Source organism: Massilia forsythiae (assembly GCF_012849555.1).
Taxonomy (GTDB): domain Bacteria; phylum Pseudomonadota; class Gammaproteobacteria; order Burkholderiales; family Burkholderiaceae_D; genus Telluria; species Telluria forsythiae.
The window spans coordinates 4,189,684-4,208,422 of sequence record NZ_CP051685.1; the positions used below are offsets into that span (position 1 = coordinate 4,189,684).

The 18,739-nt window shown below is 70.6% G+C and carries 15 protein-coding genes; 6 read left to right on the forward strand and 9 right to left on the reverse strand.

Going from position 1 to position 18,739, the window contains the following annotated elements:
• Positions 1-15 precede the first annotated feature (15 nt).
• On the reverse strand, positions 16-1,125 hold the full coding sequence (locus HH212_RS17815; protein WP_229217335.1) for a pyridoxal phosphate-dependent aminotransferase: 1,110 nt from the start codon (positions 1,123-1,125) through the stop codon (positions 16-18).
• A gap of 347 nt (positions 1,126-1,472) precedes the next feature.
• Between HH212_RS17815 and HH212_RS17820 the strand changes: the two genes are divergently transcribed.
• Positions 1,473-2,078: an isochorismatase family protein gene (locus HH212_RS17820; protein ID WP_170203694.1), complete on the forward strand. Its 606-nt coding sequence runs from the start codon at positions 1,473-1,475 to the stop codon at positions 2,076-2,078.
• Here HH212_RS17820 and HH212_RS17825 read toward each other — a convergent pair.
• Positions 2,075-3,703, reverse strand: a complete 1,629-nt coding sequence (locus HH212_RS17825; RefSeq protein ID WP_170203695.1) for a tetratricopeptide repeat protein — start codon at positions 3,701-3,703, stop codon at positions 2,075-2,077. The genes HH212_RS17820 and HH212_RS17825 overlap by 4 nt on opposite strands.
• Positions 3,704-4,034: 331 nt before the next feature.
• On the opposite strand from HH212_RS17825, the gene HH212_RS17830 reads away from it, so the two are divergent.
• A complete protein-coding gene (locus HH212_RS17830; protein ID WP_170203696.1) occupies positions 4,035-6,581 on the forward strand; it encodes a sensor domain-containing diguanylate cyclase in 2,547 nt (848 codons plus the stop codon).
• Between the two features lie 6 nt (positions 6,582-6,587).
• Here HH212_RS17830 and HH212_RS17835 read toward each other — a convergent pair whose 3' ends face one another.
• The 4 genes from HH212_RS17835 to fghA all read right to left on the reverse strand — a co-directional run bounded on the left by HH212_RS17835 (position 6,588) and on the right by fghA (position 10,667).
• On the reverse strand, positions 6,588-7,913 hold the full coding sequence (locus HH212_RS17835) for an erythromycin esterase family protein (protein WP_211172362.1): 1,326 nt from the start codon (positions 7,911-7,913) through the stop codon (positions 6,588-6,590).
• An 81-nt stretch (positions 7,914-7,994) separates the two neighbouring features.
• Positions 7,995-8,819, reverse strand: a complete 825-nt coding sequence (locus HH212_RS17840) for a hypothetical protein (protein WP_170203697.1) — start codon at positions 8,817-8,819, stop codon at positions 7,995-7,997.
• A complete protein-coding gene (locus HH212_RS17845) occupies positions 8,788-9,510 on the reverse strand; it encodes a phosphoribosyltransferase (protein WP_170203698.1) in 723 nt (240 codons plus the stop codon). The genes HH212_RS17840 and HH212_RS17845 overlap by 32 nt, the downstream gene beginning before the upstream one ends.
• Before the next feature lie 314 nt (positions 9,511-9,824).
• Positions 9,825-10,667 carry an S-formylglutathione hydrolase gene (fghA, locus tag HH212_RS17850; RefSeq protein WP_170203699.1) on the reverse strand — a complete coding sequence of 281 codons (843 nt, stop codon included), beginning with the start codon at positions 10,665-10,667 and terminating at the stop codon, positions 9,825-9,827.
• Between the two features lie 190 nt (positions 10,668-10,857).
• Between fghA and HH212_RS17855 the strand changes: the two genes are divergently transcribed.
• On the forward strand, positions 10,858-11,961 hold the full coding sequence (locus HH212_RS17855) for a DUF4380 domain-containing protein (protein WP_170203700.1): 1,104 nt from the start codon (positions 10,858-10,860) through the stop codon (positions 11,959-11,961).
• An 18-nt stretch (positions 11,962-11,979) separates the two neighbouring features.
• Here HH212_RS17855 and HH212_RS17860 read toward each other — a convergent pair whose 3' ends face one another.
• The gene (locus HH212_RS17860) at positions 11,980-12,156 is read right to left on the reverse strand and encodes a hypothetical protein (protein WP_170203701.1); all 177 of its coding nucleotides are present in this window, start codon (positions 12,154-12,156) and stop codon (positions 11,980-11,982) included.
• Positions 12,157-12,371: 215 nt separating this feature from the next.
• Here HH212_RS17860 and HH212_RS17865 point away from each other — a divergent pair, with 215 nt between their 5' ends.
• Together HH212_RS17865 and HH212_RS17870 are read left to right on the forward strand one after the other, a co-directional pair.
• On the forward strand, positions 12,372-12,602 hold the full coding sequence (locus HH212_RS17865) for a hypothetical protein (RefSeq protein WP_169433516.1): 231 nt from the start codon (positions 12,372-12,374) through the stop codon (positions 12,600-12,602).
• 465 nt (positions 12,603-13,067) lie between these two features.
• Positions 13,068-15,188: an ATP-dependent helicase gene (locus tag HH212_RS17870; RefSeq protein WP_170203702.1), complete on the forward strand. Its 2,121-nt coding sequence runs from the start codon at positions 13,068-13,070 to the stop codon at positions 15,186-15,188.
• A 429-nt stretch (positions 15,189-15,617) separates the two neighbouring features.
• On the opposite strand, the gene HH212_RS17875 is transcribed toward HH212_RS17870, so the two are convergent.
• Positions 15,618-16,265, reverse strand: coding sequence for a phosphohydrolase (locus tag HH212_RS17875; protein ID WP_170203703.1), 648 nt, complete (start codon positions 16,263-16,265; stop codon positions 15,618-15,620).
• A 166-nt stretch (positions 16,266-16,431) separates the two neighbouring features.
• On the opposite strand from HH212_RS17875, the gene glpD reads away from it, so the two are divergent.
• Positions 16,432-18,159, forward strand: coding sequence for a glycerol-3-phosphate dehydrogenase (glpD, locus tag HH212_RS17880; protein WP_170203704.1), 1,728 nt, complete (start codon positions 16,432-16,434; stop codon positions 18,157-18,159).
• Positions 18,160-18,375: 216 nt separating this feature from the next.
• On the opposite strand, the gene HH212_RS17885 is transcribed toward glpD, so the two are convergent.
• The gene (locus HH212_RS17885; protein ID WP_170203705.1) at positions 18,376-18,738 is read right to left on the reverse strand and encodes a hypothetical protein; all 363 of its coding nucleotides are present in this window, start codon (positions 18,736-18,738) and stop codon (positions 18,376-18,378) included.
• Position 18,739: the final 1 nt, after the last annotated feature.

Sequence of the window (18,739 nt, forward strand, 5' to 3'; positions counted from 1 at the left end):
CCCGGAATCCATTGTCTACTTCTTGCTCTTTGCCGCATAGGCGTCACCAAATTCAACGATCCTGCGAATGCCGTCGCGCAGGGTCGCCACGTCGTCGGAGATATAGCCGAGCCGGATGAAACCCGGCGCGCCCAGCGCTTCGCCGGGCAACACCGCCACCTGCTTGGCCTCGAGCAGCGCTTCGGCGAACCCGGCGCTGTCCAGCGTCAGCCCGCGCACGTCGCCCCACAGGTACGGACCGGAATCCGGGGCGTGCATGACGATCCACGGCGTCCCGGCGAACAGGTCGACCGCCAGGTCGCGCCGCGCGCGGTAGTCGGCCAGCATCGCCGGCGAGGCGCCGCTGGCGAAGGCGGCATCCGCCGCCACCTGCGACAGGTGCGGCGCGGCCGCCGTGATCGGCCCCTGCAGCGTCTGCATCGCCTGCACCACCTCGGCCGGCGCCAGCGCGAAGCCGATGCGCCAGCCCATCATGGCGTAGCTCTGCGACGCCGAAAAGATCGTCACCACGCCGATGCCGCGCCAGTCGCACAGCGCCGCCAGGCTGGTCTGCCTGCCCTCGAATACCAGGTGTTCGTAGCTCTCGTCGACGATCACGCGGGCGCCGGTGCGGGCCACCCAATCCCGGATGCATTCCAGTTCCCGCCGAGTGTACACCTTGCCGGTAGGGTTGTGCGGGTTATTGATGATGACGATCCGCGCCGGCTCCAGGGCCGCCAGGCCTTCCTCGGTGATCTCGTCGGGCAGGTCGGCCAGGATCGGCCGCAATCCGAGCAGCTGGGCTGTCGCCACATACGCCGGCCAATGCGGCTTGAAGATCAGCACGCCGTCGCCCGGGTCGCTCGTCACGTACAGCGCCTCGTACAGCGCCTGCTTGGCGCCGTTGGTGACGATGATCTCGCCGCTGTCCGCCTCGAGCCCGTTTTCGCTGCGCAGCTTGGCCAGCAGATGGCGGCGCAGGCGCAACTCCCCGACCACGCTGGTATAGGGCAGCGTGCGCTGGCGCTCGATGACGCCGGCTACCGCATCCAGTACCACCCTGGGCGCCGGGAAATGCGAGATCGCGATCGAGAAATCGATGACCGGCCGGCCTTCGTTGCGCAGGGTTTCGACACGGCCGTGCATGGCGGTCGTGGCGAGAGGGCGGGAGGAAGCGATCCGTGCGGAAATTTTCATATTCTCCGGTGCAGCATGCGTATTTGGACAGTCGGAACGGCGCAGATCGAATGGCAGAGTGTTTCCTCATTGTACTAAATTCACCGAAATATGCCGCACGCATCAGTGCTCAACGAGACAACTTTGAATCTCCCGTGAAAACCTTGTGAACTCCCGGCAATTGCTGCGAATGGGTGGGTGCCATCGGCGACGATGCCGGCGTGAGCGGCAGGCGTGCCTGCGGGTTCTGCGTGCAAGACATCCGGGCTTGCGCGACAATGGCGGCGCGGTGCATGCCGCGGCCTATGGAGAAAACAATGAGTACGATTCACCTCGACGCCGGCGACGCCCTGCTCGTGATCGACATGCAATATGACTTCCTGCCGGGCGGTGCGCTCGGCGTGACCGGGGGTCATGAAGTCATCGCCCCGATCAACCACCTGATCGAACTGTTCGCGGCCGAGGGCCTGCCGATCGTCGCCTCGCGCGACTGGCATCCGCAGGACCACTGCTCGTTCGGCGCCCAGGGCGGACCATGGCCGCCGCACTGCATCGCCGGTTCGCCCGGCGCCGGGTTCGCGGCCGAACTGGCGCTGCCGGACGACGCCATCGTCGTCTCGAAGGCCGACACCGCCGCGGTCGATGCCTATTCCGCCTTCGGCGGCACCGACCTGGCCGCCCGGCTGCGCGCGCGCGGGGTGGAACGCGTGACGGTGTGCGGCCTGGCCACCGACTACTGCGTGCTGCAGACGGCGAGCGATGCGCTGGAAGAGGGTTTCGACACCCTGATCGTGCCGGAAGCGATGCGCGCGGTGGACGTCGCGCCGGGCGACGGCGCGCGCGCGCTGGACCGGATGGTGGCGCGCGGCGCGGTGCCGGTGCGGCTGGGCGAGCTCGGCATGACCGCGCTGTCGGTGGCCTAGCCTGGCGCCGCTATTGCGGTGCCTGCGCGCAGCAGCACCAGGCAGCCCGCCACGTCGCGCCCGTCCTCGCGCCGCAGCACGGCGTCCTCGCGTTCGACGACCGTGAAGCCGGCGTCCAGCGCGCAGCGCTCGACATAGGCCGGCGCATGGGCGAAGCGGTTCGAGGGCAGGATCGCATAACCGGCGGCGCCGGGCTGCGCCGCCTCCACCGAGAACGCGAACAGCCCGCCCGGCAGCAGCGCCCGGCGCACCTGCCCGAACAGCGGCGCCAGGTCGCCGAAGTAGACCAGCACGTCGGCCGCCAGCGCCAGGCCGGCGCCGGTGCGGCGCTCGTCCAGCCAGGGGCCGATGTCGGCGCAGGCCAGTTCGTCGTAGGCGCCGCCGGCGCGCGCCGCCTCCAGCATGCGCGGCGACAGGTCGACCCCGGCCAGGTGCCGCGCCAGCGGACGCAGCAGCGGGCCGCACAGGCCGGTGCCGCAGCCCAGGTCGAGCGCAGTTTCCACCGGCGCGGCCAGGTGGCGCCGCAGCAGTGCGTCCAGCAGCGCCGGCGTGCGGTAGCCGAGCACCCCGACCAGGTGGCGCTCGAAGTGCGGCGCGTACTGGTCGAACAGGTTCTTGACGTAGTCGGCCGGGGCGGCGCCGGGCAGGGCGCCTTCGCCCAGCGCGGCCAGCGCGAAGCCGATCTCGGCGGCGTCGGCGCCGAGTTCCAGCGCGCGGCGATAGGCGGCCACGGCCTCGTCGCGGCGCCCGAGGGCGCGCAGCACGTTGGCGCGGTAATGCCAGGCCAGGACGTAATCCGGCCGCAGCGCCAGCGCGCGCTCGTAGCTGTCCAGCGCCCGTTGCGGCGCGCCCGCCTTTTTCAGGGCGGCGCCGCGGGCGCACCAGATGTCGGCGCGCCCGCCGGGCGCCTGGTCCGGCCCGGCGCCGTTCGCGCCGGCCGCCGCCTTGCCCGTCGCCGCATCGGCCGCATCCGCCGCACCTGGCCCGGCCGCAGCACCCGCCGCATCCGCCGCCGCCAGCGCGCGGTCGTAAGCCGCCACCGCGTCGTCGAAGCGCTCCAGCGCCTGCAGCGCATTGCCGAGCGCCAGCAGCGCTTCGGTCCAGGCCGGACGCGATCGCAGCGCGCGCGCCGCACTGTCGGCGGCCTCCGCCCAGCAACCCAGTTCCTGCAGCGCGATGGCGCGGTGGCACCAGGCTTCCGGATAGTCCGGGCGCAGGGCCAGCGCGCGCTCGTGGCTGTCCAGCGCTTCCTGGGGACGCCGCAAGCGGCGCAGCGCGTTGCCGCGGTTGTCCCAGGCCAGCGCGTAGCGCGGATCCAGGCGCACCGCCTCGTCGTAGCTGGCCAGCGCCGCCGTGGGATCGTCCAGGTCCTGCAGCGCGGCGCCCAGGTTGCAGTGCGCGCGCGCCTGGTCCGGCCGCACTGCCAGCGCGGCGCGGATCAGGGCCGCCGCCTGCGCCGCATCGCCCTGCTGGCGCGCGATGACGCCCAGTAAATGCAGCGCGTCGAACTGGCGCGGCGCCTGCGCCAGTACCTGCCGGTACAGGGCGGCCGCCGCGTCCAGCCGGCCGCGCTGGTGCAGTTGCAGCGCTTGCCGGAGCAGGTCGTCGGTCGGGGGCGGCGGCATGGCGGCGGTCAACTCCAGCCGAGGTCGGTTTTCGAGCGTACCGGCCGGTCGTCGAGGTGCGCGGTGCGGGTGCCGTCCTTGCCGTTGACGTTCATGGTGAATTTGCGCATGTGTCGGTGTCGGCGGCGCACGGGCGCCGTTGGGTCGGCGGCTGGCCGGATTGCATTGCCGGATGATAAAGACGCACATCGTAATCCAAAGCGCGCCACCGGGAGCAACTATTTTTGCGCGGTTTCCCGGCGCCGCGCACGATTCGCCGCACGACCGGCCCCGTTAGTAGAAATGCCCGGAATATGACATACTGATGCGCCGCCGCTGCGGCGCCATGCCCATGAGTTTCCGGATACCCTTCTTTCCCAAGTCGTCGTTGCGACTGCGCCTCAGCGCCGCCGCCAGTGCCCTGGCGCTGGCCGTGGCCGCGCTCGCCGGCACGCTGGCGGTCGAACTGGTCGAGCGCGACCTGCGCGGCGTGCTGGGCGACCAGCAGATGGCCATGCTGTCCGGCGCCGCCGCCTTCATGGACGAGCGCCTGGATGCGCGCCTGCGCCAGATCGAGATGCTGGGCGCGTCGGTGCCGGCCGATGTGCGCGCCGACCCCACGCGGCTGCAGGCCTGGCTCAGCGAGCACGTGCTCGGCACCGAAAACGACTTCGTCAACGTGGTCGCGTTCGCCCGCAACGGCGACCTGGTCGCCAGCACCTCGTCGATGCCGAGCGCGCAGCCGCTGTCGGCCACCGGGCGGCCGTATTTCGAGGAAACCATCCTGCGCGGGCGCGGCATCGTGTCGGCGCCGTTCAAGAGCCGCCTGTCGGGCGCCCAGGTGGTGCTGGTCACCGCGCCGGTGACGGGGCCGGACGGTGCGGTCGCCTTCGTGCTGGCCGGGCGCATCGACCTCCAGCACGCAAATTTCCTGCGCCAGGTCGACACCCTCAAGCCGGGCCGCGACGGCTACCTGTTCCTGATGTCGGCCGACGGCCTGCTGATCGACCATCCTTCCAGCGAGCGCCTGCTGCAGCCGGTCGGCGCGCTGCCCGGCGCCTATCCGGGCGCGGCGCGCGCGCTGCGCGGCGTCGACGGCTGGGTGGTCGGCAGCGACCGCGGCGGCCAGGCCATCTTCAGCTACAAACGCCTGCCGGGCACCGGCTGGGTGCTGGGCTCGCGCTATCCGCTCGACGAAGCGCTCGCGCCGCTGGCCGGCCTGCGGCGCGAGGTGCTGGCGCTGGCGGCGGCGCTCGGGCTGCTGGGCGCCGGCCTGGCCTGGTGGACGGTGCGGCGCCAGTTGCGGCCGCTGGACCGCTTGCGTCGCGCCGCCGCCGTCATGCGCGCGGACGGGCACGGACCGGGCGCGGGCGGCGCCACGGCAGGCGCGGTCGCCGCGGCGCTGGGCCATGCCGCCGTGGCGCGTGCGGACGGCGCCGGCGTGGCGCCGGGCCGGTCCGCCATGGCGCCGCCGGACGGCGACGCAGCTGCGCTGGCGCAGCGCGGCGACGAGATCGGCGAGCTGGCGGACGCCCTGTTCAGCCTGCAGGCGCAGCGCGCCCGCACCGTGGCGCGCTTGCGCGTCGCCGCCGGCCATCTGCCCGCCATGCTGGCCTACGTCGACCGCGCGCACCGCTACGTCTTCGTGAACGGCGCCTTCGAACAGGCGCTCGGCATCGCGCCCGGCACGGCGCTCGGCCGGACCGTGCGCGAGACCCTCGGACCGGTCGCCTACGCGCGCCTGGAACCGCTGATCGAGGCGGCGCTGCGCGGCCAGGCCGGCCACACCGAGGATGCGCGCGAAGGCGACAGCCCGCGCCAGGCGATCGACTGCGTGCCCGACATCGGTCCCGGTGGCGCGGTCGAGGGGTTCTTCGTGCTGGCCACCGACATCGGCGCGCGCCGCCAGGCCGAGGAGGCGCTGGCCGGCAGCGAGCGGCGCCTGCGCCTGATCGCCGATCACCTGCCGGCGCTGGTATGCCGCGTCGATCGCAACCATCGCCTCGATTTCGGCAACGCCGCCTTCCGCACCTGGCTCGGCCTGGACCCGGCCGCCCTCGGCGGCATGCACCTGGCCGACGCCATCGGCCGGCCGGCCTACGACAGCGCGCGCGTGCGCCTGAAGCAGGCCTTCGAGGGGCAGGTCGTGCGTTTCGACATGGCGCTGCAGGCGCAGGGCCGGCACCGCATCCTGGCCTGGACCCTGGTGCCCGATGCGCAGCCGGATGCCGGGCCGGGCGCTGTGGACGGCGTGGTTGCGCTGGGATACGACGTGACCATGGCGCGCGAAGCCGAGAGCGAACTGGTGCGCATGGCGCGCCTGGATGCGCTGACCGGCGTGGCCAACCGCCGCCTGTTCGGCGCCACGCTGGCGCAGGCGCTGTCGCGCGGCGGCCATCGGCGCGGCGGCGGACGGCGGCCGGGGCCGGCGCTGGCGATCGTCGACCTCGACCGCTTCGGCGCGATCAACGAGGCCTGGGGGCAAGACGCCGGCGACGAGGTGCTGCGCGAAACCGCGCGCCGCCTGGATGCCGCCGTGGATGGCGCCGGCAGCATCGCCCGCCTCGGCGCCGACCGCTTCGCCGTGCTGTTCGACGACGACGCCGGCGGCGAAGCCGGCGCGGCCGGTCGCGGCGCCGCCCTGGCGCAGGCGCTCGGCGCGCCGTTCATGGTGGCCGGCGAGGCGCTGGAGATCACTGCCGGGATCGCGGTCGTGCTGGCGGGCGGCGGCGAGGCCATGCCCGGCGCCGACCGCCTGCTGAGCGCGGCGGAAAGCGCGCTGCGCGAGGCCAAGTCGGGCGGGCCGGGACGCTGCGTGGTGCGCGTGTGCGCCGGCGCCGGGGCTGCCGGTGCGGCGCAGGCGCCGGCCGGCGCGGCGGAGCGCGCCGGCGGCAGATGATTCCCTTTACAAACCGCCCGGATAGGTTTCCGGCGGTTCTTCCGCATGCCAGCCGCCGCCCGGGTCGAGCGGCCGCAGCGCGCTGGTGCGGTCGATGTGGATCACCGCGTCGAACTGGCGCGCCATGCTGGCGGAGAAATAGTGGCTGTGGCGTTCGGTGCGCGGCAGGTAGATCACGCCGATCGCGCGTTCCAGGCGTGGCCCCAGCAGGGCGTCGCGCGCCGCGCCGGGCGTGCGCAAGGGCAGTATGAAGCGCGGGATGCCGGTCTCGTGCAGCAATGCCTCGTAGCTGCCGGCCAGGCCGGGTTGCACCCGCTTGTGCTCGGCCGCGCCATCCCATTCGGACGCGGCGGTGACGAAGCCGTCGTAGGTCGAAAAGCCGATCAGGCGCACCGCATCGCCGTAGGCCTTGCGCGCCAGTTCGCCCACGTTCCATTCGCCCAGCTCGCCGACCTCGGTGGCGCGGGCGTCGCCGATGTGCGAGTTGTGTTCCCAGATCACGATCCTGGCCGGCTCGCCATCTTTCGACAGGCGTGCTGCCAGCGCGTCCAGCGTTTCTGCCATGTGGCTGTCGCGCAGGTTCCATGACGAAATGCGGCCGCGGAACATGGTGCGATAGTATTCCTCGGCATTCTTGACCAGGCGCGCATTCTGCTGGGCGTAAAAGAAGGCTTCCTCGTCGCCGTCGCGTGCCATGTAGTCGAGCGCCCGTGCCTGCATCATGCCCAGCTGCGTGATCACGCCCTGTTCGCACGATTCGGACAAGTCCAGGCTGGCCGTGTAGCCGTAGTGCTGGGTGTCTTCGCGGTAGTGGTCGAAGCAGGCGTAGCGCTCGCGTGCCTGGCCGGCCGCGTGCGGATCGACCTTGTCCAGGTAGGCCAGCACTTCGCCGATCGAGGTGAACATGCTGTACAGGTCGAGTCCGTAGAAGCCGACCGGCGCTGACCCGGATGCCCCGTTGTGGCGGTGCAGCCATTCGACGAACTGCTGCACGTCGGTGTTGCGCCACATCCAGTTGGGAAAACGCTGGAAGCCTCTCAGCGCGTGTTCGGCGTCGCGGTCGCCGCCCTGGCCGCGCACGTAGCGGTTGACGCGATAGGCGTCCGGCCAGTCGGCTTCCACCGCGACGGCATGGAAACCCTTTTCTTCGATCAGGCGCCGGGTGATGCGGGCGCGTTCCTGGTAGAACTCGCGGGTGCCGTGGGTGGCTTCGCCCAGCAGCACGAAGCGCGCGTCGCCGACCAGGTCGAGCAGGGCGTCGTGGTCATGGGCGCCGCCGTCCAAGGGCACGGCGGCGCTGCGGATGGCGGCAATGGTGTCTCGGTCTGCCATGGTGATCCTTTCTCTGGAGCGGCCAACACAACCCCCATGGCTGCGTTGCGTCGGTATTGCCGTGGCGGCGCCGGCGGTCGGTCAATGCAGGAAACGGCCGTTGCCGGAACGGGCTTGCTGCGCGGCGCGGCCCTGGCGCGCGGCATGTCCGGCGCCGCGCTCGATGTCCGGCTCGGCGTCGATGTGGACCGATTTCTCGAAGTCGACGGTCTGGTTCGATGGACCGCGCCGGGCCGGCAGCCGGCCCGGCGGCTGGCCGCCGATCCCGCGCGCCGCCAGGGCGGCGCCGGCCAGGCCGAGCGCCAGTCCCAGCGGCCGCCGTTCGGCCAGGCCGCGCGCCAGGCCGTACAGGCCGAGCAGGCCGCCGCCGAGCACGCCAGGATTGCGCCAGGCCGCCTGCCAGTCGCCTGCGGTGGCGTGCGCCGTGTCGTGCGCGCGCGCGCCGGCGCCGAACCAGCGGCGGCGGCTGCCGTCGGCTTCGCGTCCCGCATCGTGTCCCGCGTTGTGTCCCGATTCGCGGGCCGGCGTGCGCGCGCCTGCGTGTTTGGGCCGGCCGCTGGCGGGCGCGCCGCTTCCGGCCTTGCCGGCAGCCCTGGACAGCACGGCGTCGGCCAGGTCGCTGGCGCGCCCGGCGGCGCTGCCGGCGCGAAAAGCGTGCGCGGCGCGCTCGGCGGCGCGCTCGCGCAGCCGGTCGGCGGCGGCGCCGAGGCGCGCGCCGGCATCGTGCCAGGCATTGCCGATCGCGCCCGAGGTGCGGATGCCGGCCTGGCGCACGGCGCCGGCCGATTGCGCGCGGCGGGCGCTGCCGCGGTCCGGATCGAGCATGTACATCAGGAGGGCGCCGGCGGCGGCGCCGCCCAGCAGCTTGGCAAGGTCAAGACTTGTGTCGTTGGTCGAGAAGTTCACGATGCGGTCCTCCGGTTGGGTGGGAAATCGACGCCGCCTGCGCATGCCAGGCGGTGGCCAGCAAATCCTGCACTTGCGCGTCGGTGGTCTGGTCGAAGGCGTCATACCACTGGCCGACCGACTGGAAGCCCGGCGGCGCCAGCAGGCACACCAGCCGGTCGACCTGCGGCGCCAGCCTGCGCACGGTGTCGGGCGGCGCCACCGGAATCGCCAGCGCCAGCATGCCGGGCCGGCGCCGCCGCGTCACCTGGATCGCCGCCAGCATGGTGGAGCCGGTGGCGACGCCGTCGTCGACCAGGATCACGCTGCGCCCGGCCAGGTCGGGTTCCGGGCGGCCGCCGCGGTAGACGCGTTCGCGCCGCTGCAATTCGGCCAGCTCGCGCGCGGTGACGGCGTCGACCTCGGCCTGGGTGACGCCCATCAGCCCCGGCACGCCCGGCTGCAGCACGCGCACGCCGCCGCTGCCGACCGCACCCATGGCGAACTCCTCGTGGCGCGGCAGGCCGAGCTTGCGCACGACGAGGACGTCGAGCGCGATGCCGAGCCGCCTGGCGGCCGCGAACCCGACCGGCACCCCGCCGCGCGGCAGGGCCAGCACGATGGCGTCGGCCTGGCGTGCATGCCGGCCCAGCTGCTGCGCCAGCAGCCTGCCGGCCTGCAGGCGGTTCTTGAAGCGGCGGATCTCGGTCATGCGGCGTGGGCCTCCTCGACATGCTCGTTTGCCGGTCGGATTGCAGCATACCCGACGCGTTCGCTCGGGCGCCGTACGTTTCCGTTGCGATACGTGCCGCAGCGGCGCCGCAACGGCGCCGTGCGGCGTCCAGACATCCGTTATAGGACGGGCTCCGGGAGGGCGCAAGCGTGCGCGCGCGGCGAGCGGACTAATCCGGCACAGGCTTGACGCATGCCAGCGGATCGGAAAGAGACGGGAATTGTTCGCCTGTACGGCGATGCATGCGGGCGCCGGGGCACCCTCGCGCCCCGGCGCCTTTCATGCCGGCTGCCTCAGCCCAGCTGGCGCCGGTGGAAACGCAGGTGATCCTCGACGAAGGTCTGGATAAAGTAGTAACCGTGGTCGTAGCCCGCATGGCGGCGCAGTTCGAGCGGCTGGCCGGCGGCGCGGCAGGCTTCCTCGAAGGCGTCGGGATACAACTGCTCGGCCAGGAACTTGTCGGCCAGTCCCTGGTCGATCAGGATGCCGGCCGGGAACGGCGCCGTCTGGTGGCGTGCCATCAGTTCGGTGGCGTCGTACTCGCGCCACGCGGCCCGGTCGGCGCCGAGGTAGCCGCCGAACGCCTTGTGCCCCCACGGACAACGCATCGGCGCGGCGATCGGGGCGAAGGCGGATACCGAACGGAACAGGTCCGGGTTGCGCAGCGCCAGCATCAGGGCCCCGTGGCCGCCCATCGAATGGCCGAAGATGCCGACGCGCGCCGGGTCGGCCGGCAATTCGGCCAGCACCAGTTCGCGCAGTTCCAGGATGTGGCTGTACATGCGGTAGTGGCGCGCCCACGGTTCCTCGGTGGCGTCGACATAGAAGCCGGCGCCCGCGCCGAAGTCCCAGCTGTCGGTTTCGCCCGGCACGGCGGCGCCGCGCGGACTGGTGTCCGGCGCCACCAGGATCAGGCCCTGTTCGGCGGCCACGCGCTGGGCGCCGGCCTTGGTCATGAAGGTTTCTTCGGTGCAGGTCAGGCCGGCCAGGTAGAACAGCACCGGCAGGCGCTGGCCCTCGAAGCCGGGCGGCAGGTAGACCGAAAAGCGCATCGGCAGCTTTACTGCGGCCGAGTCGGTCTTGTAGAAGCGCTGGACGCCGCCGAAGCAGGCATGTTCGCTGAGCAATTCGAGCATGGAAGACTCCCGTAACAAAGTCACAAGTATGCCTCGTCGGCGCCGCTGCCGCCATAGGCCGGCCGTCAGCCGTGCCGCCGGACCGCCGGACCGCCGGACCGCCGCAATACCGGTTGCCGGGCGCCGCCGTTCTTCCGCGCAGGGTTTTTTGTTAAGCTGGCACATCGCGCATTAACCGGACGCATCATTCATGACGAAAACATCCATCGCCGCGCTGCTGCTGGCCCTTGCGCCCATCTCGGCCACGGCCGGCGCCCGGCCCGCACCCGTTTCCGCGCCGCTCACGACCCATGCGCTGGACAATGGCACGGTGCGGGCAAGCATCACGGATGCCATCGGCGGACGCCTGCTGTCGTTCGCCCTCGCCGGCAAGGCCAATTTCCTCAAGATCGACACCGCCGCCGGCGACCCGGGCGCCAGGGTCGATGCGGACACGGGGAACGTCGGCTACCTCGGCCATGAAGTCTGGATCGGGCCGCAGAAGCAATGGTGGTCGCACCAGGACGCCAATCCGGGGCGCGCCGCCGCCGGCGCCGAGTGGCCGCCGGACCCGTACCTGAGCCTGGCGCGCTACACGGTCGTGCGGAGCGACCGCGCCGGGATCGCGCTGGCCAGTCCCGCCAGCCCGGTCAATGGCTTGCAGCTGGACAAACGCTACAACCTGGTGCCGGGCAGGCCGAACAGCCTGCGGCTGGAAGTGGACGCCGTCAACCGGCGCCGTGCCGGCGTGGCCTGGGATATCTGGTTCAACACGCGCGTCCATGGCGATACGCGCGTGTACGTGCCGGTGGCGCGCCGCGAGGATGTCGCCCAGCACGCCATCGAACGCGGAGCGGACATCGTGCCGCTGGCGTGGACGCTCGCGGATGGCGTGTTGTCGATCGATATGGCGGTGCCGGAAGCGGGCGGCACGGAAGCGGGCGTCATTGCGCGCAAGGCCGGACGCCGCAACGGCAAGCTGCTGCTGCAGCCGTCCGGCGGGTGGATGGCCGGCTTCCGCGACGGCATGGCGCTGGTGATCCAGTTCGCACTGCAGCCGCGGGCCGCGATCCATCCCGACCAGGGCCAGGTCGAGCTGTACAACGACTATGCCGCGGACGACCCGGGCAACGGTTTGCTGGAAATGGAAGTGCACGCGCCTTACCGGCAACTGGCGCCGGGCGCACGCATGGCCGCCGCCGAGACGTGGACGCTGCTTCCCTACGACGGGCCGGACACGCGCGCGGCGCATCTCGATTTCCTGCGCGCCCAGGCGCAGGCGCTCGGCCTGGCGGGCATCGGCGCCGCGCGCTAGGAAAGCCCCGGCGCCGGCTCAGCCGCCGCCGATGCCGCGCATCACGCGGCCGGTGCCCTCGCATTCCGGACATTTCTTGCCATCCGCCAACTTGCCGGTGCCGCCGCAGCCGTCGCACAAGTCTTCGGCTGCGCCTGGCGTGCCGGGTTCCGCCTCGTCGCCCGGTTTCAGGTCCGGATTGAAAGTCGTGTTCATGGATACCTCGCTGGAAATGGATGACGGAGTCATTCTAGACGCACCCGGGCGGACGCAGCGCACGCGCCGGTCGGCCAGCCCGGCGGATGCGCCGGCATGTCATGACGATTTCATATGGGCTTGTAAAAATAAGCTTGACTTTGGCAAATGCTGGCAAATACTCGTTAGGGGTCAAGCCCGCCATCCACCTTCCGCCATGTCCAACAGGAGTCACGATGAATCCAGATCAATCCGCAGACAGCCTCGAGCAAACCGGCAGCGAGCTTGCCATTTCGTACCAGCGGCGCGATGCGCGCCAAAAAGACATCGTCGATCTCGGCATTGCCTTGCAACAGCGCAGCAATACCATGTCGGCCATCAAGTACATGCGGTCCCAGGAGGTGAGCAACGAGGTGATCGAGCGGGTGTTGACGGAGCCGGGGCGCAGGCGCTCGTGGAGCGTCTGATTCGCGCAAGCCGGGAAGCATGCCGGTATGAACGGGTTGCGGCGATCGCTGCGTGGATGGCGCAGCCGTTTATCCGACAACAACAGTTTTCAGGTAGTTGTTATACACAAAAATTTCCAGTTTGCATCTTGCATATTTATTTGATTTGTGCGCTACTTGACATCGTAACTCATTGATTTTTCGCGTCTCGGCATGTGCACGCGCAACGTGCAATTTGTTGAAAGCCGCATTGCTGCTTGCTTCCGGCGTGTCAAGGGGGTGCTTTTCCACAGTGTTATACACAGTTTTTGTGGATATCTGATCAATGCCTGTGGAAATGGCGGTCCCGTACGATCCATTGGTTAACGTATATCGCTTGCGTATTGCATCGATGTCTTTTCGATACAGCTTCAGGCGATATCGTCTTCCGGGCTTGCAGCCCGCGACTGGATGCATGTACAGTCCGGATAACCCATCCGGATAGCCATGCCTGCCGCTCCCGCACCTGCCCACGCACCCGCCGCCTCGACGGCGCGCGATCCGTTCGCCGAACTCAATCCCCAGCAGCGCGCCGCCGTCGAGCACGACATCGGCGCCGCCGCGCCGCGCCCGCTGCTGGTGGTGGCCGGCGCCGGCTCGGGCAAGACCAGCACCCTGGCGCACCGCGTGGCGCGCCTGATCCAGTCCGGCGCCGACCCGCAGCGCATCCTGCTGCTGACCTTTTCGCGGCGCGCCGCCAACGAGATGGGGCAGCGCGCCGCCGGCGTGCTGCAGCGCGTGCTGGGCCTGTCCGGCCGGCACGGGTCGAGCCAGCCGATGGCCGGCCTGCCATGGGCCGGCACTTTCCACGCCATCGGCGCACGCCTGCTGCGCGAGTATGCCGGGCGCATCGGCCTGGAACCCTCGTTCACCATCCACGACCGCGGCGACGCCGAGGACCTGATGGGCATGGTGCGCCACGAGATCGGACTGGGCGCCGCCGGCGGCCAGAAGCGCTTTCCGCTGAAGGGCACCTGCCTGGCGATCTATTCGCGCGTGGTGAACAGCCGCGAACCGCTGGAGCGGGTGTTGCAATCGACCTTTCCCTGGTGCAGCGAATGGGAAGCGCAACTCAAGCGCCTGTTCGGCGCCTACGTCGACGCCAAGCAGGAACAGAACGTGCTCGACTACGACGACCTGCTGCTGTTCTGGGCCGAGATGGCGGCCGACCCCGAGCTCGGCCCCGAACTGGGCGCGCTGTTCGACCACGTGCTGGTCGACGAATACCAGGACACCAACCGCCTGCAGGCCGCCATCGTCCGGGGCATGAAGCCGGACGGCCGCGGCGTGATGGCGGTGGGCGACGATGCCCAGTCGATCTATTCGTTCCGCGGCGCCACGGTGCGCAACATCCTGGATTTTCCGCAGCAGTTCTCGCGCCCGGCCTGCACCGTCACGCTGGAGCGCAACTACCGCTCGACCCAGCCGATCCTGGACGCCTCCAACGCCGTGATCGCGGCGGCGCTGGAGCGCCATGCCAAGACACTGTGGACCGACCGCGTCTCCAGCGCCAGGCCGCAATTGATCCTGATTCCGGACGAGGCCGAGCAGGCGCGCTGGGTCTGCAACCGCGTGCTGGCTTTGCGCGAGGAAGGCGTCAAGCTGATCCAGCAGGCGGTGCTGTTCCGCGCCGCCAGCCACAGCGCGGCGCTGGAGCTGGAGCTGGTACGCCGCAACGTGCCGTTCGTGAAGTTCGGCGGCCTGAAATTCCTGGAAGCGGCGCACGTCAAGGACTTGCTGGCGCTGCTGCGCTTCGCCCAGAATCCGAGCGGACGCCTGGCCGGGTTCCGCGCGGCCCAGCTGGTGCCGGGCATCGGCCAGGCCACGGCGGCGCGCCTGCTGGAAGCGGTGGGGCAGGCGGCCGATGCCTGCGCCGCGGTGGACGCATTCGCGCCGCCGCCGCGCGCACAGACCGACTGGGACGCGTTCGCCGCGCTGTTCCGCACCCTGCGCGCGCCCGGCCTGCGCTGGCCGCTGGACGCCGAGCTGGCCAGGGACTGGTACCTGCCGCACCTGGAGCGGCTGTACGACGACGCCCCGGTGCGCGCCGCCGACCTCGACCAGCTGGTGCAGCTGGCCGGCGGCCATGGCTCGCGCGAATCCTTCCTCACCGAACTGACGCTGGATCCGCCGGACGCCACCAGCGACCGCGCCGGACCGCCGCTGCTGGACGAGGATTACCTGATCCTGTCCACCATCCACTCGGCCAAGGGACAGGAATGGAAGTCGGTGACGGTGCTGAACGCGGTCGACGGCTGCATTCCGTCCGACATGTCGACCGGCAGCGCCGACGACATCGAGGAAGAGCGGCGCCTGTTGTACGTGGCCATGACGCGCGCCAGGGAACACCTGCAGCTGGTGCTGCCGCACCGCTTCTTCGTCCGCCAGCAGGCGCAGATGGGCGACCGCCACGTCTACGCCCAGCGCACCCGCTTCATCTCTCCCGCCATGCTCAAGCACTTCGATGAGTGCCTGTGGCAGGACGCGGACACGCCGCACAGCCGCAAGCCGATGCCGGACAGCGTGCGCATGCTGGTGCGCGAGCGCGCGCGCAATGCCTGGAAATAGCGCTGATCTCATGGCGTCGAAGCAAGTTATCCCCCATGGTTGAATTTTGTAGGAATTTGCCGCATGAGCACGCCTTGCCCGAAACTGATGCGTGTGCAAGTCCTTGATTCATAAGGGTTCGGAATTTGCCTCTTGAATGGGCAAATTGTTGAAACCCGCATCGATACTGGACTTCCGACTTGTCAAGAGTGGCTTGTCCACATAGTTATCCACAATTCTTGTGGATAGTGGAACAAAATCCATGAAATCAAGAGCTTAGAGAATTGAATAAAGAATCGGGATTCACAATGCAGGTTGAGCTCGATCAAGCCTGATGTTCGTTTTTGGTAACAAAACGCGATGCGATGCGCAGCTCATCGGCGCATGGCGATACGCAAGCGTCCTCGTGGCAAGCCGCATGCGGCGCGCATCGGCATGGCTGCAACCCGCTCAGGCGCGCCGGCGCTCGTCCTCGTCGACGCGCCGCTGCAGCGCCTGCAATTGCGCCAGGAAGCGTTCGGCGGCAAGCGCCGGCGGCCACGGTTCCCACGGGCGGCAATCGTAGACGGCGGCCAGCGGATCGTCGTGCAGCAGCGGCGAGCGGATGCGCAGCGTGCTGCGCACTTCCTGTTCCGACCAGCCGGCCACGTGGATCGCCTCGCCGGCGGCGGCCAGGCGGTCGGCGCGCTTGTGGCGTTCGTGCTCGGCGGCGGTCCAGGCCGGCAAGCCGTAGCGCAGGAATACGGCTTGCTCCAGGCGCCGCGTTAGGGCGCGGAAGCCTTCGCCCAGGAAGGGCTTGATCGGCGACACGGCGTCGAAGCCGAGCAGGCCTTCCTCGGCATCGTGCAGCAGCTCGCGCAGCTCGACCAGGGGCGGCAAGGGTCTGCCAGTGGCGGCGCCGCGGCGCAGCAGCAGCACCGCGATCGAATGCTGGGCCACCGACAGCGGCAGCGGCCAGGCCGAGTGGCCGCCCCAGCGGTAGGTACGCGCCAGGCCCAGCGCCAGGTCGGCGTCGTCCCAGTCGAACGGCGTCGGATTCAGCAGATCGAGCCGCTTGCCGGACGGCATGCGGACCCAGGCGCGCAGCGCGGGCGCCATCTCAACGGTGTGGAAAATGCAGGATCATGCGGCGATTCTACACACTGCCGCGCCGGCTCCCCGCGAGATTGACCTGCCCGAACATCGGGCATGAGGGCGGCACTACACTGGCCTGTGGCCGCGCCGCGCTCCGGCGGACGGCGGCCGAACCGGCAGGAGGGGGCACATGGACGGACAAGCGAGACGCATCGATTGCGACGTGCTGGTGGTGGGCGGCGGCATCAACGGCGCCGGTATCGCGCGCGATGCCGCCGGACGCGGCCTGCGCGTGCTGTTGTGCGAGCAGGATGATTTGGCCAGCCACACCTCGTCCGCGTCGAGCAAGCTGATCCACGGTGGCCTGCGCTACCTGGAACAGTACCAGTTCGGCCTGGTGCGCAAGGCGCTGGCCGAGCGCGAGATCCTGCTCAGGAGCGCGCCGCACATCATGCGGCCCTTGCGCTTCGCCATGCCGCATGCGGCCGGTGGCGGGGACGGCGCCGGCCAGCGTCCGGCCTGGATGGTGCGCGCCGGCCTGTTCCTGTACGACCACCTGGCGCGGCGCGACTTCCTGCCGGGTTCCTGCAGCATCGCCCTGCGCGGCGCGCACCGCGGCCAGGGCGGCGCGCCGCTGGCGGCGGCGCTGGCGGCGCCGCTGCAGCCGCACTTCGCGCACGCCTTTCTGTATTCCGACGCCTGGGTCGACGATGCGCGCCTGGTGGTGCTGGCCGCGCTCGACGCGCGCGAGCGCGGCGCCACGGTGCTCACGCGCACCCGCTGCACGGCGCTCGAACGCGGGCCGGCGCGCTGGAGCGCGACGCTGCGGGGCGTGCAGGGCGCCGAGAGCGCTGAAGGCCTTGTTGGCGAGATCCGGGTACAGGCGCGCTGCGTGGTGAATGCGGCCGGGCCGTGGGCGGCGCGCTTCCTGCAGGCGGCCGTGGGCGGTGCCGGCGCCGCCGGGCTGGAGGGCGCCGGTGGTTCGCTGCGCCTGGTGAAGGGCAGCCACATCGTGGTGCCGCGCCTGTTCGCGCACGACCACGCCTACCTGCTGCAGCAGCCGGACGGCCGCATCGTGTTCGCGCTGCCCTACGAGGAGGCGTTCACCCTGGTCGGCACCACCGACGTCGACTACGACGGCGATCCGGGACGGGTGGCGATCGGCGCGGCCGAGACCGCGTACCTGTGCGAGGCCGCCAACCGCTGCTTCCAGCGCCGCATCGGCCCCGCCGACGTGGTGTGGAGTTTCGCCGGCGTGCGGCCCCTGATCGGCGCAGCGGCGGGCGCCAGCGCCGCGCGCGTCAGCCGCGACTACCGGCTGCACACCGATACGCGCGGCGCGCCGCTGCTGTCGGTCTTCGGCGGCAAGGTAACCACCTTCCGCAAGCTGGCCGAGCAGGCGGTCGACTGGATCGCGCCCGCGCTCGGCCGCCGCATGCCGGGCTGGACCGCACACGCCTGCCTGCCGGGCGGCGACCTGTTCGGGCGCCGCCCGGACGTGCGCGGCGTGCTCGAATTCGACGCCTGGCTGCGCACCCGGCGCCAGCAATACGCCTGGGTCGCCCCGGCGCTGCTGGCGCGCTGGGCGCGCGCCTACGGCACCCGCATCGGCACGCTGCTGGCGCATTGCCGTATGCACGCCGACCTGGGCGAGGAAGTCGCGCCGGGGCTGTTCGAGGTCGAGCTGGACTACCTGCGCCGCCACGAATGGGCGCAGTGTGCGGACGATGTGCTGTGGCGGCGTACCAAGCTGGGGCTGCATGTGCCGGCCGACAGCGTCGGGCGGGTGGACGCGTGGCTGGCCGCCGGCAAGGCGCGCAGCCGGGCGGCGCACATGGCGGCGCCGGGAGCGTCGCTTGCCATGTCCGGACCGGAGCAGCCCCCACGTCGTCCCCGCGCAGGCGGGGACCCATACTGAGCAAGAGAATTTGGTACCTCAGATGCAACCAGAATGCTTCAAAAACACAGACTCCGGGCACTCTGTATGGGTCCCCGCCTTCGCGGGGAATCGTTTCAGGCAGTGCCTGGAACGACGGTCTTTAGGTCAGCAATATTATCTTGGACAGCAATGCGCCTGCGCAGGGGTTGTTTCAGGCAGTGCCTGGAACGACGGCCTCTGGTCCGGCACGCTCCGTCACCGCCTCCCCATCAACGCATCCTGTTCGCGGAACTGGTCGACCCAGGTCGACATCACCCCGCCCGGCGCCACCGTGAACCCGCGCGTCTCGACCGTGCGGCGCCCCTCCTTCAGCACCACGCTGCGGCGCAGGACCGAGGGGTGCGCGAAGTGGCCGGCTTCGGTCACCAGGTAGACGGTCTGCTCGTCTTCCAGTTCGACCAGGCTGATGCCCGGTGAACGCGTCACGACCGCGTCGGGGCGGCCGGTCAGGTCCGCCAGCAGGGCGTCGCGCTCGGCCGGCGTCTGGCGCGAAAAGCCGTAGCCGGCGGTCGGCAGGCCGGCGTCGAACAGCAGCGTCATCAGGTCACTGGATCGCATG